Raw genomic sequence first — 20492 nt, forward strand, 5'->3', positions numbered from 1 at the left:
GTATGTAAAAGGTAAAAGGCTACGGAGCGCTGAATGAATTCAGCGCTCAAAATCCTGTTTATATTTCTGATGAATAAATTTTTATACGCGAGCCGCGTTATAACAGGTCACATCCACTTCGACTTTACAATCCACCACCAGGTCCGCTACGCAGCAGATACGGGCAGGCGGGTTGTCGCCAAAAAACTCGCGGAACACTTTGTTGAAAGACTGAAAATAGCGTGAATCGGTGAGGATCACTTTAACATGCACCACGTCGGCCAGGCTGTAGCCCGCTTCGCTCATGATATCCACGCAGTTCTGAATCGCCAGGCGCGACTGGTCGACAATCCCGCCTTCCACCACTTCACCGTCCTTCATCGGCGTCTGGCCGGATACATACAGCCAGCCCCCCGCCTCCACCGCGCGCGCGAACGGCAGATGCTGCCCGCCAGTCCCGGTACCGCCTTCCACGCCATAACGTTTAATACTCATCTTTCACTCCTCAGTTCATTTGGCGACGCAGGAAACGCCCCGCGCGCCCGATAATCTTTTTATCGCTGCCGTAGCTCATCACGCCGTTGACCATCACCGCCTCAATACCGTCCGCCGGTTGTTTCGGGTCGGAGAAGCTGGCGACATCGCGCACCGTCTGCGGATCGAACAGCACCAGATCGGCGAAGTAGCCCACTTTCACCAGCCCGCGATCCGCCAGCTGGAAACGCGCCGCCGACAGCCCGGTCATTTTGTGAATAGCGGTGGTCAGCGGAAACAGCCGTTCATCGCGGCTGTAGTGGCCCAGGACCCGCGGGAAAGCGCCCCACAGCCGCGGGTGCGGCATCGGATCGTTCGGCAGACCATCGGAGCCAATCATGGTCACCGGATAACTAAGTACCCGCCGTACGTCCTGCTCATCCATGTTGTAGTAAATGGCCCCGGCGGGCATCAGCCGCGCCGCCGCCTCATGCAGGCTAACCTGCCAGCCGTCGGCAATTTGCTGCAGGGTTTTCCCGGCCTGTTCCGGTTGCGCTTCCGACCAGGTGATGACGATGTCGAACTCATCGGTCACCTGCTTCATATCCAGCGTCGATGAGCTGGCAGAGTACGGGTAGCAGTCGCAGGCGATCTCCTGGCGCTGGCGCATCTCATCGAAGAAAGCCAGCGTCTCCTTCGTGCGACCCCAGTTTTTCGCGCCGGCGCACTTATGGTGCGATACCACCACCGGTACGTTACCGTGGCGGCCAATGCGGAACGCCTCGTCGAGCGCCTCGAGAATCGGTTCGAACTCCGAACGCAGGTGGGTGGTATAAATTCCCCCCTCTGTCGCCAGCTCCTCGGCCAGCGCCATCACCTCTTCGGTAGTGGATTGAAACGCGCTGGCGTAGGCCAGCCCGCTGCTCAGGCCAAGCGCCCCCTGGCGCAGCGCGTCGCGCAATTGCACCCGCATCCCGGCAATCTCGGTTTCCGTCGCAGGACGAAATAGATCGTCCATATGGTTATTACGCAGCGCGGTATGGCCAATCAGCGTGCCAACGTTTAATGAAGGCTTCGCCGCCTCCACCGCGTGGGCGTAAGCGTCCACGGTGGGATAAATAAAGTGCTCCTGCTCGCCCAGCAGATTCATCGGGTCAGGCACACCGTCGCGCAGGGTCGCCGTCGCCGCGCTGATCCCGCAGTTGCCGACAATCACCGTTGTCACCCCCTGGCTCAGCTTCGGCAAATACGCCGGCATACGGATGACGTTAATATCGTCATGGGTATGCACATCGATAAATCCGGGCGCCAGCACGCGCCCCTGCCCGTCAATCACCTGCTCCGCCGGCAGGTTTAGCGCCGGGGCCATATCCACAATCCGATCGCCCTTCACCGCCACGTCGCCGCGAAACTGCGGTCCGCCGCTGCCGTCAATGACCGTGACGTTTTTGAAAAGCCAATTAACTTTCATCGCAATTACTCCCTCTCAACTCTGTCGACAAGTTAACCATTTACAAGGCGGAAAAACAGTGGAAAACTACGCAAAAACCAGATCAAATTATGATACTTTTATTCATTAACGATAAAAACAAACAATAATATTATTATTTTTCAATAAATTAGAATTGATACCTAACTTAATCCGATCATAAACCCTAAAAGGATAGTGTTATGAAATACCATTCCGATACGCTTATTCCGCATAAAGCCGCCGTGATGTCCGAACCGGCAAATCTGCTGGCGGAAGATATTTGCCTGCCCGCCGCGTTGCTGAAAAAAACGGCGCTGGAAAATAACATCGCCTGGATGCAACGCTATGCCGACGCGCGCGGCGTCTCGCTGGCGCCGCACGGCAAAACGACGATGACGCCGTGGATTTTTCAGGCGCAGCAGCGGGCGGGGGCATGGGGGATCGGCGTAGGCAGCGCCTGGCAGGCCGGCGCGGCGATGGCCAGCGGCGTTGAGCGCGTGTTAATGGTTAATCAGTTGGTCGGTAGGGCGAATATGCAGGCGGTTTCGCGGCTGAAGGCGCATTACCGGGCAGCGGATTTTATCTGCTGCATCGATAGCCTCGCCAACGCCCACGCGCTGTCGGCCTTTTTCAGCGAACGGCAACAAACGCTGGACGTGCTGATTGAGCTGGGCGTGGCCGGCGGGCGCTGCGGCTGCCGCAGCGTGGAGGATGCGCTGGCCCTGGCGCAGGCCGTCGCGGACCTTCCGGGGCTGAAGCTGCGCGGGCTAGAGCTGTATGAAGGGGTGCTGCACGGCGACGATCCGCAGCCGCAGGTGGAGGCTCTGCTGCGCCAGGCCGCCGATTTGGCCTGTCGGATGGCGCCGCTGGTGGAGGGCGAGTTTGTCCTTACCGGCGCGGGCACCGTCTGGTATGACGTGGTGTGCAATATCTGGCTGGCGGCGAAGAAACCGGCGCAGTGTCGAATCGTTATCCGCCCCGGCTGCTATATCACCCACGATCGGGGGATCTACGATGCCGCACAGAAAGCGCTGGTGGCGCGCGATCCGATCGCCTGCGATCTGGGCGGCGATTTAACCTCGGCGCTGGAGCTGATGGCGATGGTCCAGTCGGTGCCGGAAGCGGATCGCGCGGTGGTCAACTTCGGTAAACGCGACTGCGCCTTCGACGCCGGGCTGCCGCAGCCGATCGCCAGGTATCGCCACGGTGAGCAGCTGTCCGCGCAGGGGATCGAAAGCGTCGGGATCATGGATCAGCACTGCATGCTGCGCCTTGAACCGGGCAGCGACGTGCAGGTCGGCGATATTCTGGTGTTCGGCACCTCGCACCCGTGCCTGACGTTTGATAAATGGAAAACCCTGCTGCTGGTGGATGAGCAGTATAACGTGCTGGAAGAGCTCGATACCTTGTTCTGAAGGACGCTTTCTCCCGGAGGCGGCGCGCTGCGCCTGTCCGGGCTACCAGACTGTGAACCCGTAGCCCGGACAGGTGCGCCAGCACCGCCTCCGGGATGTTTTTCGCGCGGACAACGCATTACGCCTCTTCCTCTCCCTGCGCTCCATTCCCCAGGGCGATAAACTCCTCCAGCAGCGCGGTAAGCTGGCGCATTTTTTCGACGGTAAACTCGGCTTCTATCTGGCGATAGGCTTCTTCGACCTGGGCCTGGGCGCTTTCATACAGCTTTAGGCCCGCCGGGGTCAGCGAAACGTAGAGCTTGCGCTGATCGTTAACCGGCTTTAAGCGCAGCACCAGGCCGTCGCGTTCCATACGGGTCAGGATGCCGGTCAGGCTCGGGCGTAAAATACAGGCGCGAAAGGCCAGGTCGTGAAAATCCATCGACGGATTTTCGGCGAGGATCCGCACGATACGCCACTGCTGCTCGGTCAGATTGTGGCGTTTAACGATGGGCCGAAAGTGGGCCATCGCCGCTTCCCGCGCCTGCAGCAGCGCGATAGTTAACGAATCATGCATCACATACCTCTGAATGAAATCTCTCATCTGTTAATAAGTTAATAATTAGCCTTAATTGCCGCAGAAGGCAACCGGTTTCTGCCAGTGAAAAGTACCAGATGGTACAACTAAATTTCATTACCAATTGATTTAAAACGGATAAATTAAAAACCTGTAAATATATTGTTAATCCGATCACAAAACATTCACTTCTGTTTGCCAAACCTTCCCGCAAAGCATAAAAGATGATCATTAACATATTAATGAAATTTGTTATTCCCAAATCTGTAGCAGAGGAGTGGTCAATGAAAGGCACCATCTTCGCCGTGGCGCTTAACCACCGCAGCCAGCTCGACGCCTGGCGCGAAGCGTTCCAACAGGCTCCCTATAAAACCCCGCCGAAGACCGCGGTCTGGTTTATCAAACCGCGCAACACCGTGATCGGCGACGGCGAGAGTATCCCCTATCCGGACGGTGAAACCGTGCAGAGCGGCGCTACCGTCGCCCTGATCGTCGGGAAAACCGCGCGTAAAGTCGCCGCGGAAGAAGCCGCCAATTATATTGCCGGATACGCGCTGGCCAACGACGTCAGCCTGCCGGAAGAGAGCTTCTATCGTCCGGCCATCAAAGCCAAATGCCGCGACGGATTCTGCCCGCTGGGCGCCCTCGCGCCGCTCAGCAACGTCGATAACCTGACCATCATCACCGAAATCAACGGTCGCGAAGCGGACAGCTGGAATACCGCCGATCTTCAGCGCTCCGCCGCCGAGTTGCTGAGCGCCCTGAGCGAATTCGCCACCCTCAATCCCGGCGATGCGATTCTGATCGGTACGCCCCACACCCGCGTTACGCTGCGCCCCGGCGATCGCGTACGCCTTCTCGCCGAGGGTTTCCCGGCGCTGGAAAACCCGGTGGTTGCTGAAGGAGAGCTGGCATGAAACAGGCACGTATTGAGTGGCAGGGACAGCGGTACGATGTCCAGGTTAATGAACGCGGTCAGGTCAAGCTCGCTAACGGCAGTCTGCTTCAGGAAGGCGAGTTTCGCTGGCTGCCGCCCGCCGACGGCACCCTGTTCGCACTGGGACTGAACTACGCCGATCACGCCAGCGAGCTGGCGTTTACGCCGCCAACGGAGCCGCTGGTATTTATCAAAGCGCCCAACACCTTTATCGGCCACCGCCAGGATTCGGTGCGCCCGGATAACGTCGAGTACATGCATTACGAGGCGGAACTGGTGGTGGTGATCGGCAAAACCGCGCGTAAGGTCGCCGAAGCCGACGCCATGGCGTACGTAGCTGGCTACACCGTCTGCAACGACTACGCCATCCGCGACTACCTGGAAAACTACTATCGCCCCAACCTGCGGGTCAAAAGCCGCGACACTCTGACGCCGCTCGGCCCGTGGATCGTCAGTAAAGAGGCGATCCCGGATCCGCATAACCTGGCGCTGTGCACCTGGGTCAACGGCGAACTGCGCCAACAGGGCACCACCGCCGATCTGATCTTCAGCATTCCGTTCCTGATCGCTTACCTCAGCGAATTTATGACCCTGCAGCCGGGCGACATGATCGCCACCGGCACGCCTAAAGGGCTATCGGACGTAGTGCCGGGCGATGAAGTGATCGTCGAAGTGGAGGGCGTCGGCCGCCTGGTCAACCGCATCATCAGCCAGCAGGAATATGAGGAGAAGCTGTCATGAAAAAAATTAACCATTGGATCAACGGCAAAAACGTCGCCGCCGCGGAGTATTTCCATACCACCAACCCGGCGACCGGCGAAGTGCTGGCGGAAGTCGCCTCCGGCGGCGCCGACGAGGTGAATCAGGCGGTGGTCGCGGCGAAAGAGGCGTTTCCGAAATGGGCCAATCTGCCGATGAAAGAGCGCGCGCGCCTGATGCGTCGGCTGGGGGATCTGATCGACCAGAACGTCCCGGAGATCGCCGCCATGGAGACCGCCGATACCGGCCTGCCGATCCACCAGACCAAAAACGTGCTGATCCCGCGCGCCTCGCACAACTTCGAATTCTTCGCCGAGGTTTGCCAGCAGATGAACGGCAAGACCTACCCGGTTGACGACAAGATGCTCAACTACACCCTCGTGCAGCCGGTCGGCGTTTGCGCGCTGGTGTCGCCGTGGAACGTGCCGTTTATGACCGCCACCTGGAAGGTAGCGCCATGCCTCGCGCTAGGCAATACCGCGGTGCTGAAGATGTCCGAGCTGTCGCCGTTAACCGCCGACCGCCTGGGCGAGCTGGCGCTGGAAGCCGGGATCCCGCCTGGCGTGCTCAACGTGGTGCAGGGCTATGGCGCCACCGCTGGCGATGCGCTAGTCCGCCACCATGACGTGCGCGCGGTATCGTTTACCGGCGGTACCGCCACCGGCCGCAACATCATGAAAAACGCCGGCCTGAAAAAGTACTCCATGGAGCTGGGCGGCAAATCGCCGGTGCTGATTTTCGAAGACGCCGATATTGAGCGCGCCCTGGACGCCGCGCTGTTCACCATTTTCTCAATCAACGGCGAACGCTGCACAGCCGGTTCGCGTATTTTCATTCAGCAGAGCATCTACCCCGAGTTCGTTAAACGCTTCGCCGAGCGGGCGAACCGCCTGCGCGTCGGCGACCCGACCGACCCGAACACCCAGGTGGGCGCGCTGATTAGCCAGCAGCACTGGGAGAAAGTTTCCGGCTATATCCGCCTCGGCATTGAAGAAGGGGCGACCCTGCTGGCCGGCGGCGCGGATAAACCGACCGATCTGCCCGCCCATCTGAGAAACGGCAACTTCCTGCGGCCAACGGTGCTGGCGGACGTCGATAACCGCATGCGCGTAGCGCAGGAAGAGATTTTTGGCCCGGTAGCCTGCCTGTTGCCGTTTAAAGACGAGGCGGAAGGTCTGCGCCTGGCCAACGATGTGGAGTATGGCCTCGCCTCTTATATCTGGACCCAGGACGTCAGCAAGGTGCTGCGTCTGGCGCGCGGCATCGAAGCCGGAATGGTGTTCGTCAACACCCAGAACGTCCGCGACCTGCGTCAGCCTTTCGGCGGCGTGAAGGCCTCCGGCACCGGCCGCGAAGGCGGCGAATATAGCTTTGAAGTGTTCGCTGAAATGAAAAACGTCTGCATCTCGATGGGCGACCATCCGATCCCAAAATGGGGAGTCTGATATGGGAAAGTTAGCGTTAGCAGCAAAAATCACTCACGTGCCGTCGATGTATCTTTCTGAGCTGCCGGGTAAAAACCACGGCTGCCGCCAGGGAGCCATCGATGGGCATAAAGAAATCGGCAAGCGGTGCCGCGAACTGGGCGTGGATACCATCATCGTCTTTGATACCCACTGGCTGGTCAACAGCGCCTACCACATCAACTGCGCTGACCATTTCCAGGGCGTCTATACCAGCAACGAGTTGCCGCATTTTATTCGCGACATGACCTACGACTACGACGGTAATCCGGCGCTCGGCCACCTGATCGCCGACGAAGCGGTCAAGCTCGGCGTCCGCGCTAAAGCGCACAACATTCCGAGCCTGAAGCTGGAGTACGGCACCCTGGTGCCCATGCGCTATATGAACAGCGATAAGCATTTCAAAGTGGTCTCTATCTCGGCGTTCTGTACCGTTCATGATTTTGCCGACAGCCGCAGGCTGGGCGAAGCCATTCTTAAGGCTATCGAGAAATATGACGGCACCGTGGCGGTCTTTGCCAGCGGCTCGCTGTCGCACCGTTTTATCGACGACCAGCGCGCCGAAGAGGGGATGAACAGCTATACCCGCGAGTTCGATCACCAGATGGACGAACGGGTCGTGAAGCTGTGGCGCGAAGGCAAATTCAAAGAGTTCTGCACCATGCTGCCGGAGTACGCCGACTACTGCTACGGCGAAGGCAATATGCACGACACGGTGATGCTGCTGGGCCTGCTGGGCTGGGATAAATACGACGGCAAAGTGGAATTTATCACCGAGCTGTTCGCCAGCTCCGGCACCGGTCAGGTCAACGCCGTCTTCCCGCTGCCGGAAACGGCTTAAGGAGAGCGCAGAATGCCGCATTTTATCGCTGAATGTACCGACAACATCCGCGAGCAGGCTGATTTATCAGGTCTGTTCAGCAAAGTGAACGACGCGCTGGCGGCGACCGGCATCTTTCCCATCGGCGGCATTCGCAGCCGCGCCATCTGGCTGGATACCTGGCAGATGGCCGACGGCCAGCACGATTACGCCTTTGTGCATATGACGCTAAAGATTGGCGCTGGGCGCAGCCTGGAGAGCCGCCAGGACGTGGGCGATATGCTGTTCACGCTGATCAAAGCCCATTTCGCCGCGCTGATGAAGAGCCGCTACCTGGCGCTGTCGTTTGAGCTCGATGAACTGCACCCGACGCTGAACTACAAGCAGAACAACGTGCACGCCTTGTTTACATAGCGTGCGCCCGGCCAGTCCCCTCTCCTCTTTAGGGAGAGGGAGAAAACAAGCACTGCCACAAACCACAGGCCGGGTAAGACGCGCCAGCGTCGCCCCCCGGCGCAGCAGCACCGAATGACGTAACAGGAAGCGACTATGCTCGATAAACATACCCATACCCTGATCGCCCAGCGGCTAAACCAGGCGGAAAAACAGCGCGAACAGATCCGCGCCATCTCGCTGGATCACCCGACGATCACCATCGAAGACGCCTACGCCGTACAGCGCGAATGGGTAAATATGAAAATCGCCGAAGGCCGCGTGCTGAAAGGGCATAAAATCGGCCTGACCTCAAAAGCGATGCAGGCCAGCTCGCAGATAAGCGAACCGGACTACGGCGCGCTGCTGGACGATATGTTTTTCCATGACGGCGGCGACATCCCCACCGACCGCTTTATCGTCCCGCGTATCGAAGTGGAGTTGGCCTTCGTGCTGGCCAAACCGTTACGTGGCCCCAACTGCACCCTGTTCGACGTCTATAACGCCACCGACTACGTGATCCCGGCGCTGGAGCTGATTGACGCCCGCTGCCACAACATCGACCCGGAAACCCAGCGTCCGCGTAAAGTCTTCGACACCATCTCCGATAACGCCGCCAACGCCGGAGTGATCCTCGGCGGTCGCCCGATTAAACCCGACGAGCTGGATCTACGCTGGATCGCCGCCCTGCTCTATCGCAACGGCGTGATTGAAGAGACCGGCGTCGCCGCAGGGGTACTGAATCACCCGGCCAACGGCGTAGCCTGGCTGGCGAACAAGCTGGCGCCGTACGACGTCCAGCTGGAGGCCGGGCAGATTATTCTCGGCGGCTCCTTTACGCGCCCGGTACCGGCGCGCAAGGGCGACACCTTCCACGTCGACTACGGCAACATGGGCGCGATCAGCTGCCGGTTTGTCTAGGAGAAACATGATGAATAACGCCTTTAAAGACGCCTTAAAAGCGGGTCGTCCGCAGATTGGCCTGTGGCTGGGGCTGACCAGCAGCTACAGCGCCGAGCTGCTGGCCGGGGCCGGATTCGACTGGCTGCTGATCGACGGCGAGCATGCGCCAAACAGCGTGCAGACGATACTGACCCAGCTGCAGGCGATCGCTCCTTACCCCAGCCAGCCGGTGGTACGCCCCTCGTGGAACGACCCGGTGCAGATTAAACAGCTGCTGGATATCGGCGCGCAAACCCTGCTGGTACCCATGGTGCAGAACGCCGACGAAGCGCGGCTGGCGGTGAAAGCCACCCGCTATCCGCCCGCGGGTATTCGCGGCGTCGGCAGCGCGCTGGCCCGCGCCTCGCGCTGGAACCGTGTCCCGGATTATCTCCATCAGGCCAACGACGCGATGTGCGTGCTGGTGCAGATCGAAACTCGCGAAGCGCTCAACAATCTGCCGCAGATCCTCGATGTCGAGGGCGTGGACGGCGTGTTTATCGGCCCGGCGGATCTGAGCGCCGATATGGGCTTCAGCGGCAACCCGCAGCATCCGGAAGTGCAGGCCGCCATTGAGCGCGCCATCGGGCAAATTCGCGCGGCGGGCAAAGCGCCGGGGATCCTGATGGCCAGCGAACCGCTGGCGAAGCGCTACCTGCAGCTCGGCGCGCTGTTCGTCGCCGTCGGCGTCGATACCACCCTGCTGGCCCGCGGCGCGGAAGCGCTGGCGGCCCGATTTGGCGCGGAAAAAACCGCCGAGGGTTCGTCAGGCGTCTATTAACGCCAGGTGGCGCAGCGCCACCCGGCAACCCGCAGTACCCTACAAAATTCCCATTAGAGGAAAATGATAATGAGCGATACATCATCTGCCATCCCGGAAAAGTTCGATCCGGCTAATCAGCACAAACAGCTGACGGCGCAGCAGCAGTCGGTTATCAACAAGCTCTTTCGTCGCCTGATCGTGTTTTTGTTCGTGCTGTTTATCTTTTCGTTTTTAGATCGCATCAATATCGGCTTTGCCGGGCTGACCATGGGGCAGGATCTGGGCCTTAACGCCACCATGTTCGGCCTTGCCACTACCCTTTTTTACGCGACCTACGTGATTTTCGGCATTCCCAGCAACGTGATGCTCAGCATCGTCGGCGCACGACGCTGGATCGCCACCATCATGGTGCTGTGGGGCATCGCCTCCACCGCCACCATGTTCGCGACCGGGCCGAATAGCCTCTATATCCTGCGCATGCTGGTGGGGATCACCGAGGCCGGTTTCCTGCCCGGTATTCTGCTCTATCTGACCTACTGGTTCCCGGCCTTTTTCCGCGCCCGCGCCAACGCGCTGTTTATGATCGCGATGCCGGTGACCACCGCGCTGGGGTCGATTGTTTCAGGCTATATCTTGTCGATGGACGGCCTGTTGAATCTGCACGGCTGGCAGTGGCTGTTCCTGCTGGAAGGCTTCCCGTCGGTGCTGCTCGGAATTATGGTCTGGTTCTGGCTGGACGATTCGCCGTCGAAGGCCAAATGGCTGACCGCAGAAGATAAAAAATGCCTGCAGGAGATGATGGACAACGACCGCCTGACGCTGGTCCAGCCGGAAGGGGCGATCAGCCATCACGCCATGCAGCAGCGCAGCCTGTGGCGGGAAGTGTTCACGCCGATCGTGCTGATGTACACCCTGGCCTATTTTTGCCTGACCAATACGCTCAGCGCGATCAGCATCTGGACGCCGCAGATCCTCAAAAGCTTTAACGAAAGCAGCAGCAATATCACCATCGGCCTGCTGGCGGCGATCCCGCAGATTTGTACCATTCTCGGGATGATCTACTGGAGCCGCCACTCCGATAAACACCAGGAGCGTAAGCACCACACCGCCCTGCCGTTCCTGTTCGCCGCGGCGGGCTGGCTGCTGGCGTCGGCCACCGATCACAACCTGATCCAGCTGCTCGGGATCGTGATGGCCTCCACCGGATCGTTTAGCGCGATGGCCATTTTCTGGACCACGCCGGATCAGTCGATCAGCCTGCGCGCCAGAGCGATCGGCATCGCGGTGATCAATGCGACCGGCAATATCGGATCGGCGCTCAGCCCCTTTATGATTGGCTGGCTGAAGGATGTTACCGGCAGCTTCAGCAGCGGTCTGTGGTTCGTCGCCGCCCTGCTGGTCATCGGCGCGGTAATTATCTGGGCGATTCCGATGAAAGGATCGCGTCCGCGCGCGACGCCGTAGGGAGCCGCTATGTGCCAGAGCCCTGTTACCAATATCGATATGAATAAAGAGTACGATGAGAGTCTGGGGACGGAAGAGGTGCATTATCAATCCTTTGCCCGGATGGCGGAGTTCTTTGGCCGTGATATGCAGGCGCACCGCCACGACCAGTATTTTCAGATGCACTTTCTCGATACCGGGCAGATTGAGCTACAGCTCGACGATCATCGCTACTCGGTGCAGGCGCCGCTGTTTGTCCTGACGCCGCCCTCGGTGCCGCACGCTTTTATCACCGAGTCCGATAGCGATGGTCACGTGCTGACGGTGCGCGAGGATCTGGTCTGGCCGCTGCTGGAGGTGCTCTATCCCGGCACGCGGGAGGCCTTCGGCCTGCCGGGCATCTGCCTGTCGCTGGCCGATAAGCCCGATGAGCTGGCTGCGCTGGCGCACTACTGGCGGCTGATTGAACGGGAATCGACCTCGCAGCTGCCGGGGCGGGAACACACCCTGACGCTGCTGGCGCAGGCGGTATTCACCCTGCTACTGCGCAACGCGAAGCTTGACGATCATGCGGCCAGCGGGATACGCGGCGAGCTCAAGCTGTTCCAGCGTTTTAACCAGTTGATCGATAGCCACTACCACCAGCACTGGACGGTACCAGATTACGCCTGCGAGCTGCATCTGACCGAATCCCGGTTAACCGATATTTGCCGCCGCTTCGCTAACCGACCGCCCAAGCGGCTGATTTTCGACAGGCAGTTGCGCGAGGCCAGGCGATTACTGCTCTTCTCCGACAGTACGATCGGTGAAATAGCCTGGCAGCTGGGCTTTAAAGATCCGGCCTATTTCGCCCGCTTTTTTAACCGCCTGACGGGCTGTTCGCCGAGCGCGTTCAGAATGCAAAAAGTACCGGTGTCTTAGGATCGTTCCCTGGACGGCACGGCGAGTCGGCAGCCGTCTGAAAGGCGGTAGCCCGGGCAAGGCGCGCCAGGCGCCACCCCCGGGAGCAGAGCGCAGAGTCGCTGAATTTCCCGGAGACGAGGCCGCGCATCTGTCCGGGGTACAAATTCAAAACCCGCCCCGGCTTGTTGTCGGTTCACCGGGGAGCCAGGCAGGAAAATAGAAAAACCAACCCCGATCACATAACCCAACCCCGCCTGAAAAGTACCGACCGTTGACCTAAAAGTCTCTTCACGAAAGGCGCGTTAACCGCTTCAATTGAACAACAAAAACAAAACATAAATTTAACATCACATTCCGATTAATACTGAAGAGGTCACCTATGAAACCTGAAAATTTCCGTGCAGACGCTAAACGCCCGTTAACCAGTGAAGAGTACCTGAAGAGCCTGCAGGACGGCCGCGAAATCTATATCTACGGTGAACGCGTTAAAGACGTGACCAGCCACCCGGCGTTCCGCAACGCCGCTGCCTCCGTCGCCCAGATGTACGATGCGCTGCATAAACCCGAGCTGCAGGATACCCTGTGCTGGGGCACCGATACCGGCAGCGGCGGCTATACCCACAAGTTCTTCCGCGTCGCGAAAAGCGCCGACGATCTGCGCCAGCAGCGCGACGCCATCGCTGAATGGTCGCGCCTGAGCTACGGCTGGATGGGCCGCACCCCCGACTACAAAGCCGCCTTCGGCTGCGCGCTCGGCGCCAACCCGGCGTTTTACGGCCAGTTTGAACAGAACGCCCGTAACTGGTACACCCGCATCCAGGAAACCGGCCTGTACTTTAACCACGCCATCGTCAACCCGCCGATCGATCGCCATAAGCCGGCGGACGAAGTGAAAGATGTTTATATCAAGCTGGAAAAAGAGACCGACGCCGGGATCATCGTCAGCGGCGCGAAAGTGGTCGCCACCAACTCGGCGCTGACCCACTACAACATGATCGGCTTCGGCTCGGCACAGGTGATGGGCGAGAACCCGGACTTCGCGCTGATGTTCGTCGCGCCGATGGATGCCGAAGGCGTTAAGCTTATCTCCCGCGCCTCCTATGAACTGGTCGCCGGAGCAACCGGATCGCCGTACGACTATCCGCTCTCCAGCCGCTTCGACGAAAACGATGCGATCCTGGTGATGGATAATGTACTGATCCCATGGGAAAACGTGCTGATTTATCGCGATTTCGATCGCTGCCGTCGCTGGACGATGGAAGGCGGTTTCGCCCGCATGTATCCGCTCCAGGCCTGCGTACGTCTGGCCGTGAAGCTCGATTTCATCACCGCCCTGCTGAAGCGCTCGCTGGAGTGCACCGGCACCCTGGAGTTCCGCGGCGTACAGGCGGATCTCGGCGAAGTGGTAGCCTGGCGCAATATGTTCTGGGCGTTGAGCGACTCGATGTGCGCCGAAGCGACGCCGTGGGTTAACGGTGCGTATCTGCCGGATCACGCCGCGCTGCAAACCTATCGCGTGATGGCGCCGATGGCCTACGCCAAAATCAAAAACATTATTGAACGCAACGTCACCAGCGGCCTGATCTATCTGCCGTCCAGCGCCCGCGATCTCAACAACCCGCAGATCAACGAATATCTGGCGAAATACGTGCGCGGATCGAACGGCATGGATCACGTCGAGCGTATCAAGATCCTCAAACTGATGTGGGATGCGATCGGCAGCGAGTTTGGTGGTCGCCACGAACTGTACGAAATCAACTACTCAGGTAGCCAGGATGAAATTCGCCTGCAGTGCCTGCGTCAGGCGCAGAGCTCCGGCAACATGGACAAAATGATGGCGATGGTGGATCGCTGCCTGTCCGAGTACGACCAGAACGGCTGGACGGTGCCGCATCTGCACAACAATACCGATATCAACATGCTGGATAAGCTGCTGAAATAACGGCAGCGGGAGGTCACAATGCAATTAGATGAACAACGTCTGCGTTTTCGCGATGCCATGGCCAGCCTGTCGGCCGCCGTTAACGTCATCACCACCGAAGGCGAGGCGGGCCGCTGCGGAATCACCGCCACCGCGGTCTGTTCGGTGACCGATACGCCGCCGTCGGTGATGGTTTGTATCAACGCCAACAGCGCGATGAACCCGGTATTTCAGGGCAACGGCAAGCTATGCATCAACGTGCTGAACCACGAGCAAGAGGAGATGGCGCGCCACTTCGCCGGCATGACCGGGATGACGATGGACGACCGTTTCGGCCTCAGCTGCTGGCAAAAAGGCGAGCTCGGCCAGCCGGTGCTAAAAGGCTCACTGGCGAGTCTCGAAGGCGAGATTAGCCAGGTGCAAACCATTGGTACCCACCTGGTATATCTGGCGGAGATCCGCAATATTACCCTGAGCCCGCAAGGGCACGGCCTGGTTTACTTTAAACGCCGTTTCCACCCGGTGATGATGGAAATGGAAGTCGCGGTGTAATGGCTTCGCCTGCCTCTCCCCGGATAACGGGGAGGGGCAAAACAGATTCGCGTTAGCGTTCCTGCTGTGCAAACTGTGTCAGCGCTGCACCGCCTGCGCCATCGCATTGGCTTCCACATTCACCTTACCCGTCGCGCTGTCCGAGGCGTCAACAGGCCGAAGATGATCCAGTGGATCAAGGCATTTCCGGGGGCACTCAACGATACTGGCGATCTGCCAGTGATCAAGCGAGGCAAGGGACATTTTGGGTAAGGCTGATAGCGCGATCCCGGCGCGGTGGCCGGGATCTTTCTACGGTTAAAGAAAGTTTGGATCTATCCGACCTTCTGCTTTAAGGATTTCAATAAAACGCCTGTAAGTTTCTGGATCTCCCTCAACCAAGTCATCTAATATTTTTTCCGCTATGAGGGGCTTAAAAAAGATACCGTCTTCAAAAAAAATAAAGTCACCAGACATTGTAGGATCAGTGATTTCCACTTTATCTGCATTAAATACAGACAAGCCATAATCTTTGACTAGGCCATAAAAATATGTTTTCCCTTTTATCCAGTAAATAGCGTAGACATCTATTAGTGTTCCATCATTTTCTTTTATTTTCATTTAACAACGTACTTAATAGAATCAATCACCTTAGCTGGGTCACTGACATTTCTCTGCGGTGTGGTAATTTTCATATCATAAGCCTTAACAGTAAATGAATTATATTGATAATGTATTGTTATTGTTGAGCCATCAGATAATTTTTGCTTCGCTTCCATCTTCTGGAACCCCGCAGATGTTGGGAAGCGGGGAGCTTTGTTCATTCCCTTAAGTGGTTCTCCAGCAGAAGCCGGATTTGTCCGAACCTGATTCCACACGATTTTTTCATTCAGATCGCGCGGGAACGGGTTCTGTATTCCCTTAGCTGTCGTTATATATTCAGCATTCTTGATTAACTGCTGCTGTTCTCTTGTCAGACGCGATACTGGGCTGCTTGATGATGACCCGCCACCGACCAGCTCCATAATCATGCCAACCAGTGCACCTTTAGTATTATTGTACTGGTGCAGTTCCGTATTATTTGCTACCGGTTCAAGCTCGGATATTGAGTAAGCCACTAACTGCTGACATTGCGCATTACAGCCCGGTGACGCTTGCAGCACTTTCAGATTCGCAAGTTCCGCTTTCTGGTCGTTAACCGAAATCCCTGTTGCTAGCGCCTTGGACTGACCCCGCCCCGGTAGACGATCCTGCCCTATAGTTGGACTGACCCCGCCCCGGTAGACGATCCTGCCCTATAGTTTGAGCATAGGAGGAGCGTATGGGCACACCACGATTTACACCTGAATTTAAGGAAGAAGCCGTCCGTCAGATAACGGAACGCGGTTATTCCGTCGCCGAAGTTTCTGACCGGCTGGGCGTTTCAGCACACAGTCTCTATAAGTGGTTACGGGCTATTAAACCCGATAACAGCGAGCAGCATGCCCGTGATTTACTGGAAGCGAAAAGCGAGATCCTGAAGCTCAGGGCCCAACTGAAGCGCACTGAGGAAGAACGGGACATACTGAAAAAGGCCGCGCGGTACTTTGCAAGGGAGCCCGACTGAAGTACCGCTTTATCAATGAGCACCGCTCTGTATGGGGTGTCATGACGATGTGTCGGGTGTTGTGCGTTGCCCGGGCCGGGTTTTATGCGTGGCTGCATAACCCGGTCTCCGCGCGGGATAAAGATAACCAGCGTCTGCTGACGCTTATCCGTGACTCCTATTCACTGAGCGGAGGCGTATACGGTTACCGCCGGGTTCATGGCGACCTGAACGAAATCGGGGAAATCTGCGGTAAAAACCGGGTGGGCCGCATTATGCAACTGAACCGGATTAAAGCCGTGCGCGGCTATAAAGCTCCGCGTCGTATCGCTGGCCGACCTTCAGTGGTTGCGCCTAATCGTGTGCAGCGGCAGTTTACCGTTGTCCGGGCCAATCAGGTCTGGGTCACCGATATTACTTATATCCGCACCTGGCAGGGCTGGCTGTATCTGGCGGTGGTTATCGATCTCTTCGCCCGTAATGTGGTCGGTTGGTCGATGAAACCCACTCTCTCACGCGAACTGGCGCTCGACGCGCTGATGATGGCCGTGTGGCGTCGAAAACCGGACGGCGAGGTTATCGTACATAGCGATCAGGGCAGCCAGTACGGTAGTGACGACTGGCAGCGCTTCTGCCGGGCCAATAACCTGGCGCCGAGCATGAGCAGGCGTGGCAACTGCTGGGATAATGCGGTGGCCGAATCGTTCTTCAGTTCGCTGAAAAAAGAACGGATCAGAAAACGCATATATAAAACCAGGGATCTGGCCCGGGCGGATATCTTCGATTACATTGAAGTGTTCTACAACCGGACCCGGCGTCACAGCCACCTCGGCGGCGTCAGTCCGGAGGCCTTTGAACAGGCCTCGTCGTGAGGACAGGAAATGTCTACTGTTGTGGGGTCAGTCCAACCTGCCTTTCTTGCGACCTCGGCTCTATGATGACCATTGATAATGATCATTTTGCCGTTTACAATAGCGACATCAACGGGCTTATCAACTTTATAGCCATTTGCTTTCATATCCTTTGCAATGCGTTTTACCTGAGAACCTGACATTTCATTACTATTCTGTCGGCTTATTAATGAGCCAGGATTAACATTCTTAGTAACTACTTGTGTTGTTGATGCTTTAGCTCCTTTCGTTCCACTCATAGCTAATGGGAGAGTTGCCGCCATCGCCGTTGCGAATTCCTCCCTGATTCCCATCGCCTCAAAGCGTTTTTTCCAGCCCTCGCTCGCCATGATGCCACCGGCTTCCTGACTCAGCGTATAAACTGGTGCCATCGCATACCTGAAATCATTCGGCAGCGTACCATCAGCAGCCATGCGCCTGATTGTGGCATCAAACACTTCCCACTGCTCAACCAAATAACCATACTTCTGTTGACATTGCTGAGGGTTGATTGAACACAGAGTTGCTATTTCTTGCTGCTGCTCTATGTTGAGGTTGATCATATCCCTGACAACGTTCTCGCAGCTGGCTGCCCTCGCAGTTTCTGGCTCTTTGCGCAAAACCATCAAGCTGATTCACACTCAGCGCATTATTCTCCACAACAACTATTAAAATCCTTTAACTTCAAAATGGCGAAGCAGAGCAAGTCCTATTCCCATTATCCCCCCTCCACCGGCCCCTACTTTCAGATAGTGCCATGCTGATGCCAGTTCAAAGTTAAAATTGCCAAGCATTACGTATTCAACGATAAGTAAAAAAATATATGCAATTTCAGCTAAAAGTATCCCTGCCAAAATTGAAAATAAAGCGAAAAGGATATTGATCATTTTTCATCTCCATTACTACCTGGAGATGAAATTTTCTCGATTCCTTTACCTGTTATTTCAGAGAAAATAGAACCGCCTAAGTCACCAAAAGAACTGGGTACCTTACTTGGTTTCATTTCTTTTGAAAGGCCATAATCTCCTTTCACTTCAGTAAACTGTCTCAGATCAGCATTAAACTTCGGATCCCAACCACCTTTCCACCAGTTTGCTCCAGCATTAACGCCCCATGAGAGCCCTTTACCAATACCATAGCCAATGCCCGAACCGACACCATTGATAAGTGCACCAGACAGTGGATCTTTATTGTCAATCCAGTTCCCCAGCGCGCCACCTGCCGCATTCCATCCAACAGTACCCACCAGACCATTTCCCATGCTGATAACGTTTACCCATCCAGCAATAGCCGCATTTGCCGGATCTATCGTACCATCCGCCAGATAACTGATGCCTGCATTCGCACCGGCTCCAAGACCCCACATAGCCTGAGCTCCGCCCGGTAACAGGGCAACACTACCTGTAGCCAGCGCCAACCCTATGGCATCTCGTTCATTCATTGCTTTCTGACATGCAGCCCCACTCGGATTGTCTGAACAGCTCGCCATATCGACGCCGTGCTGGCGTATCCATGCAGCCTGAGCATATTCACTACCGCCGAGTAAATTATTCTCAACCGCGTTCTTCCCGGCCTGCGCCCCCGCCACTGCATCCCCGCTGCAGCCTCCGCTAAGCCCCCCCATCAGTCCCGCCGCCAGCGTACTCAGCGCGCTTATCGTCGACTTCTGCTCATCCGACAGCTCTTCTGTCTTAACATCCGGATAATATTCCGCCGCTATCCAGCGGCCCAGCAGCTCGCCGCTCACCGCGCCTGCCGCCCCCGCCAGCGCGCTGTTATTTCCCGATGCCGCCGCTATCGCTCCCCACACCGCGTGCGCCATCGCATTGGCTTCCACATTCACCTTACCCGTCGCGCTGTCCGTCGTCTGGCTGTGAATGATTTCCGCCACATACGGACTCACTGCACCGCTCGCCGCTTGCGCCAGGTTGCCGCCCGCCAGACCCTGCATCGCCGACGTTACCGCCTGCGCCACCTTCTGGTAATTTCCACCCGTATCGGCGGTTCACTGATAACTAAGAGCGAATGTAAGCATTTGGGTAAAACCGACGACTGAAAACACTACCGTCTGTATTTCATAAGAACCTGGGTCAAGTTATAACTGACTAAAACCCCTTTACTTTAATAAGTTTAGATAAAATGATCCCACAACCCAATACCCCACCTCCAATCCCACCAATTTTCAAACCCTTTAATATTTCAGAACATTCTGTCTCAATGTATCCATAAGCCAAATATTTAATAAACAGTAAAAAAAATATGATACTTCAGCTATTATAACTCCGGAAAACATAGAAACAGCTATGATAAAGAAAGCAAAAAACAATGACTTCATCATTTCCCGCCATTAGAGTATTTATCTTCAATAATTTTTTTCATTTCAGTTCCTGTCATCTCTGATGTAATAGATGAACCCATATTACTAGTAGAGGTTGGTATTCTACTTGGTAACATTTCCTTAGATAAACCAAGTTGACCTTTGATTTCAGCGTATTTGAGCCAGTTGTGATCAAACTTGGGATCCCAGCCTCCTGTTATCCACTTTCCCGCTGAATTTACAGAGGGCTTCAAGATATACTTACCAACCCCATATCCTAATCCCGAGCCAACACTACTTGTTATAGCCCCAACTATGGGGTCATCTCCTTTAATATAACTTGATGTCGCTCCACCTGCCGTATTCCATCCCACAGTTCCTAACCAACCAGTTTTTGAGGTTGCTGCTCCAACCCAAGTCGCTATCAACGCATCTGTGTAATTCACTTCACGAGTCGTGGCATATTGTATTGCAGTATTGGCTCCGCCACCGATGGCAGCTGTTATCAGAGCCCCCTTTGGCAATATACCTAACCCAACAGTACCTGGCAGATGGGCTGATACTACTGCATTCCCTTTTGCCACATCTTCTGCAAGTTTTCCTTTACAGTCTGTATCGCAGTCTGGCGTCTGGCTGAACCAGAACCCGAGGTTTGTTCCAGCACTCGCTCCGAAAGCATTATTCTCCACAACAATATCATTACAGCTGAAAGCTAAGAGTGCCTGTCACGTCACTTGTATCTACCTTTTTTTGAATGCTGATAATAAATCCACCAACAACCAGTAGCTATTAATGACCCTGTGAAACATGCAGCTTTGGTATACTTCCCTAAATCACTCCAAGCCAGCTCAAATGGGATGTGGTACATCAATAAGAGATAACCTCTAATGA

Annotated in this window: 23 protein-coding genes and 1 pseudogene; 14 read left to right on the forward strand and 10 right to left on the reverse strand. The window is 56.4% G+C overall.

Going from position 1 to position 20492, the window contains the following annotated elements:
* Positions 1 to 81 precede the first annotated feature (81 nt).
* Complete coding sequence (locus tag K7H21_RS24330; protein WP_049114121.1) at positions 82 to 474, reverse strand: RidA family protein; 393 nt, start codon at positions 472 to 474, stop codon at positions 82 to 84.
* A gap of 10 nt (positions 475 to 484) precedes the next feature.
* A complete protein-coding gene (locus K7H21_RS24335) occupies positions 485 to 1924 on the reverse strand; it encodes an N-acyl-D-amino-acid deacylase family protein (protein ID WP_142467923.1) in 1440 nt (479 codons plus the stop codon).
* 200 nt (positions 1925 to 2124) lie between these two features.
* Between K7H21_RS24335 and K7H21_RS24340 the strand changes: the two genes are divergently transcribed.
* On the forward strand, positions 2125 to 3339 hold the full coding sequence (locus K7H21_RS24340) for an amino acid deaminase (RefSeq protein ID WP_004128623.1): 1215 nt from the start codon (positions 2125 to 2127) through the stop codon (positions 3337 to 3339).
* 118 nt (positions 3340 to 3457) lie between these two features.
* Here K7H21_RS24340 and hpaR read toward each other — a convergent pair whose 3' ends face one another.
* The gene (gene hpaR / locus K7H21_RS24345) at positions 3458 to 3895 is read right to left on the reverse strand and encodes a homoprotocatechuate degradation operon regulator HpaR (RefSeq protein WP_004128621.1); all 438 of its coding nucleotides are present in this window, start codon (positions 3893 to 3895) and stop codon (positions 3458 to 3460) included.
* A 153-nt stretch (positions 3896 to 4048) separates the two neighbouring features.
* Between hpaR and K7H21_RS29430 the strand changes: the two are divergent.
* From K7H21_RS29430 to K7H21_RS24400, 12 genes and pseudogenes are all read left to right on the forward strand, one after another.
* Positions 4049 to 4123: pseudogene (locus tag K7H21_RS29430) on the forward strand (hypothetical protein); the annotation flags it as partial.
* 56 nt (positions 4124 to 4179) lie between these two features.
* On the forward strand, positions 4180 to 4812 hold the full coding sequence (locus K7H21_RS24350) for a fumarylacetoacetate hydrolase family protein (protein ID WP_004128618.1): 633 nt from the start codon (positions 4180 to 4182) through the stop codon (positions 4810 to 4812).
* Positions 4809 to 5573 (forward strand): fumarylacetoacetate hydrolase family protein, encoded by a 765-nt coding sequence (locus tag K7H21_RS24355; RefSeq protein WP_142445032.1) that lies wholly within the window; start codon positions 4809 to 4811, stop codon positions 5571 to 5573. Before K7H21_RS24350 ends, K7H21_RS24355 begins: the two co-directional genes overlap by 4 nt.
* Entirely contained in the window at positions 5570 to 7036 is a 1467-nt protein-coding gene (hpaE, locus tag K7H21_RS24360; RefSeq protein WP_223035419.1) for a 5-carboxymethyl-2-hydroxymuconate semialdehyde dehydrogenase, read from the forward strand. Before K7H21_RS24355 ends, hpaE begins: the two co-directional genes overlap by 4 nt.
* Position 7037: 1 nt before the next feature.
* Positions 7038 to 7895, forward strand: a complete 858-nt coding sequence (gene hpaD / locus K7H21_RS24365; RefSeq protein WP_004128612.1) for a 3,4-dihydroxyphenylacetate 2,3-dioxygenase — start codon at positions 7038 to 7040, stop codon at positions 7893 to 7895.
* A 12-nt stretch (positions 7896 to 7907) separates the two neighbouring features.
* On the forward strand, positions 7908 to 8288 hold the full coding sequence (locus K7H21_RS24370; protein WP_087828583.1) for a 5-carboxymethyl-2-hydroxymuconate Delta-isomerase: 381 nt from the start codon (positions 7908 to 7910) through the stop codon (positions 8286 to 8288).
* 135 nt (positions 8289 to 8423) lie between these two features.
* A complete protein-coding gene (gene hpaH / locus K7H21_RS24375; protein WP_049115400.1) occupies positions 8424 to 9227 on the forward strand; it encodes a 2-oxo-hept-4-ene-1,7-dioate hydratase in 804 nt (267 codons plus the stop codon).
* Between the two features lie 10 nt (positions 9228 to 9237).
* Entirely contained in the window at positions 9238 to 10029 is a 792-nt protein-coding gene (gene hpaI / locus K7H21_RS24380) for a 4-hydroxy-2-oxoheptanedioate aldolase (RefSeq protein ID WP_004128608.1), read from the forward strand.
* Positions 10030 to 10098: 69 nt separating this feature from the next.
* Positions 10099 to 11475: a 4-hydroxyphenylacetate permease gene (hpaX, locus tag K7H21_RS24385; RefSeq protein WP_049123204.1), complete on the forward strand. Its 1377-nt coding sequence runs from the start codon at positions 10099 to 10101 to the stop codon at positions 11473 to 11475.
* 9 nt (positions 11476 to 11484) lie between these two features.
* Complete coding sequence (hpaA, locus tag K7H21_RS24390; RefSeq protein WP_049123205.1) at positions 11485 to 12375, forward strand: 4-hydroxyphenylacetate catabolism regulatory protein HpaA; 891 nt, start codon at positions 11485 to 11487, stop codon at positions 12373 to 12375.
* 361 nt (positions 12376 to 12736) lie between these two features.
* Positions 12737 to 14299, forward strand: a complete 1563-nt coding sequence (gene hpaB, locus K7H21_RS24395; protein WP_223035420.1) for a 4-hydroxyphenylacetate 3-monooxygenase, oxygenase component — start codon at positions 12737 to 12739, stop codon at positions 14297 to 14299.
* A gap of 18 nt (positions 14300 to 14317) precedes the next feature.
* Positions 14318 to 14830, forward strand: a complete 513-nt coding sequence (locus tag K7H21_RS24400) for a 4-hydroxyphenylacetate 3-monooxygenase reductase subunit (RefSeq protein ID WP_049112551.1) — start codon at positions 14318 to 14320, stop codon at positions 14828 to 14830.
* A gap of 78 nt (positions 14831 to 14908) precedes the next feature.
* Here the strand turns inward: K7H21_RS24400 and K7H21_RS24405 are convergent, their stop codons facing one another.
* From K7H21_RS24405 to K7H21_RS29095, 3 genes are read right to left on the reverse strand one after another with little or no spacing between them, the layout of a single operon-like run.
* On the reverse strand, positions 14909 to 15073 hold the full coding sequence (locus K7H21_RS24405) for a hypothetical protein (protein ID WP_185910491.1): 165 nt from the start codon (positions 15071 to 15073) through the stop codon (positions 14909 to 14911).
* A gap of 54 nt (positions 15074 to 15127) precedes the next feature.
* The gene (locus tag K7H21_RS24410; RefSeq protein WP_142445031.1) at positions 15128 to 15430 is read right to left on the reverse strand and encodes a hypothetical protein; all 303 of its coding nucleotides are present in this window, start codon (positions 15428 to 15430) and stop codon (positions 15128 to 15130) included.
* On the reverse strand, positions 15427 to 15972 hold the full coding sequence (locus K7H21_RS29095) for a hypothetical protein (protein ID WP_228299424.1): 546 nt from the start codon (positions 15970 to 15972) through the stop codon (positions 15427 to 15429). The genes K7H21_RS24410 and K7H21_RS29095 overlap by 4 nt, the downstream gene beginning before the upstream one ends.
* Positions 15973 to 16130: 158 nt before the next feature.
* Between K7H21_RS29095 and K7H21_RS24420 the strand changes: the two genes are divergently transcribed.
* A protein-coding gene (locus K7H21_RS24420; protein ID WP_208431119.1) for an IS3 family transposase occupies positions 16131 to 17266 on the forward strand; the annotation gives its coding sequence in 2 pieces (ribosomal slippage) (positions 16131 to 16377 and positions 16377 to 17266; 1137 coding nt in all).
* Here K7H21_RS24420 and K7H21_RS24425 read toward each other — a convergent pair.
* The 4 genes from K7H21_RS24425 to K7H21_RS24440 form a co-directional block, all read right to left on the reverse strand.
* Complete coding sequence (locus K7H21_RS24425; protein ID WP_223035421.1) at positions 17212 to 17847, reverse strand: ParB/RepB/Spo0J family partition protein; 636 nt, start codon at positions 17845 to 17847, stop codon at positions 17212 to 17214. The two genes, K7H21_RS24420 and K7H21_RS24425, sit on opposite strands and share 55 nt — an antisense overlap.
* 105 nt (positions 17848 to 17952) lie before the next feature.
* Positions 17953 to 18171 carry a hypothetical protein gene (locus K7H21_RS24430; protein ID WP_004128582.1) on the reverse strand — a complete coding sequence of 73 codons (219 nt, stop codon included), beginning with the start codon at positions 18169 to 18171 and terminating at the stop codon, positions 17953 to 17955.
* The gene (locus K7H21_RS24435) at positions 18168 to 19259 is read right to left on the reverse strand and encodes a VENN motif pre-toxin domain-containing protein (RefSeq protein WP_462442479.1); all 1092 of its coding nucleotides are present in this window, start codon (positions 19257 to 19259) and stop codon (positions 18168 to 18170) included. Before K7H21_RS24435 ends, K7H21_RS24430 begins: the two co-directional genes overlap by 4 nt.
* A 359-nt stretch (positions 19260 to 19618) precedes the next feature.
* On the reverse strand, positions 19619 to 20290 hold the full coding sequence (locus K7H21_RS24440; RefSeq protein ID WP_227507311.1) for a hypothetical protein: 672 nt from the start codon (positions 20288 to 20290) through the stop codon (positions 19619 to 19621).
* Positions 20291 to 20492: the final 202 nt, after the last annotated feature.

The organism is Klebsiella sp. CTHL.F3a (assembly GCF_019890895.1).
Classification (GTDB): Bacteria; Pseudomonadota; Gammaproteobacteria; order Enterobacterales; family Enterobacteriaceae; genus Klebsiella; species Klebsiella grimontii.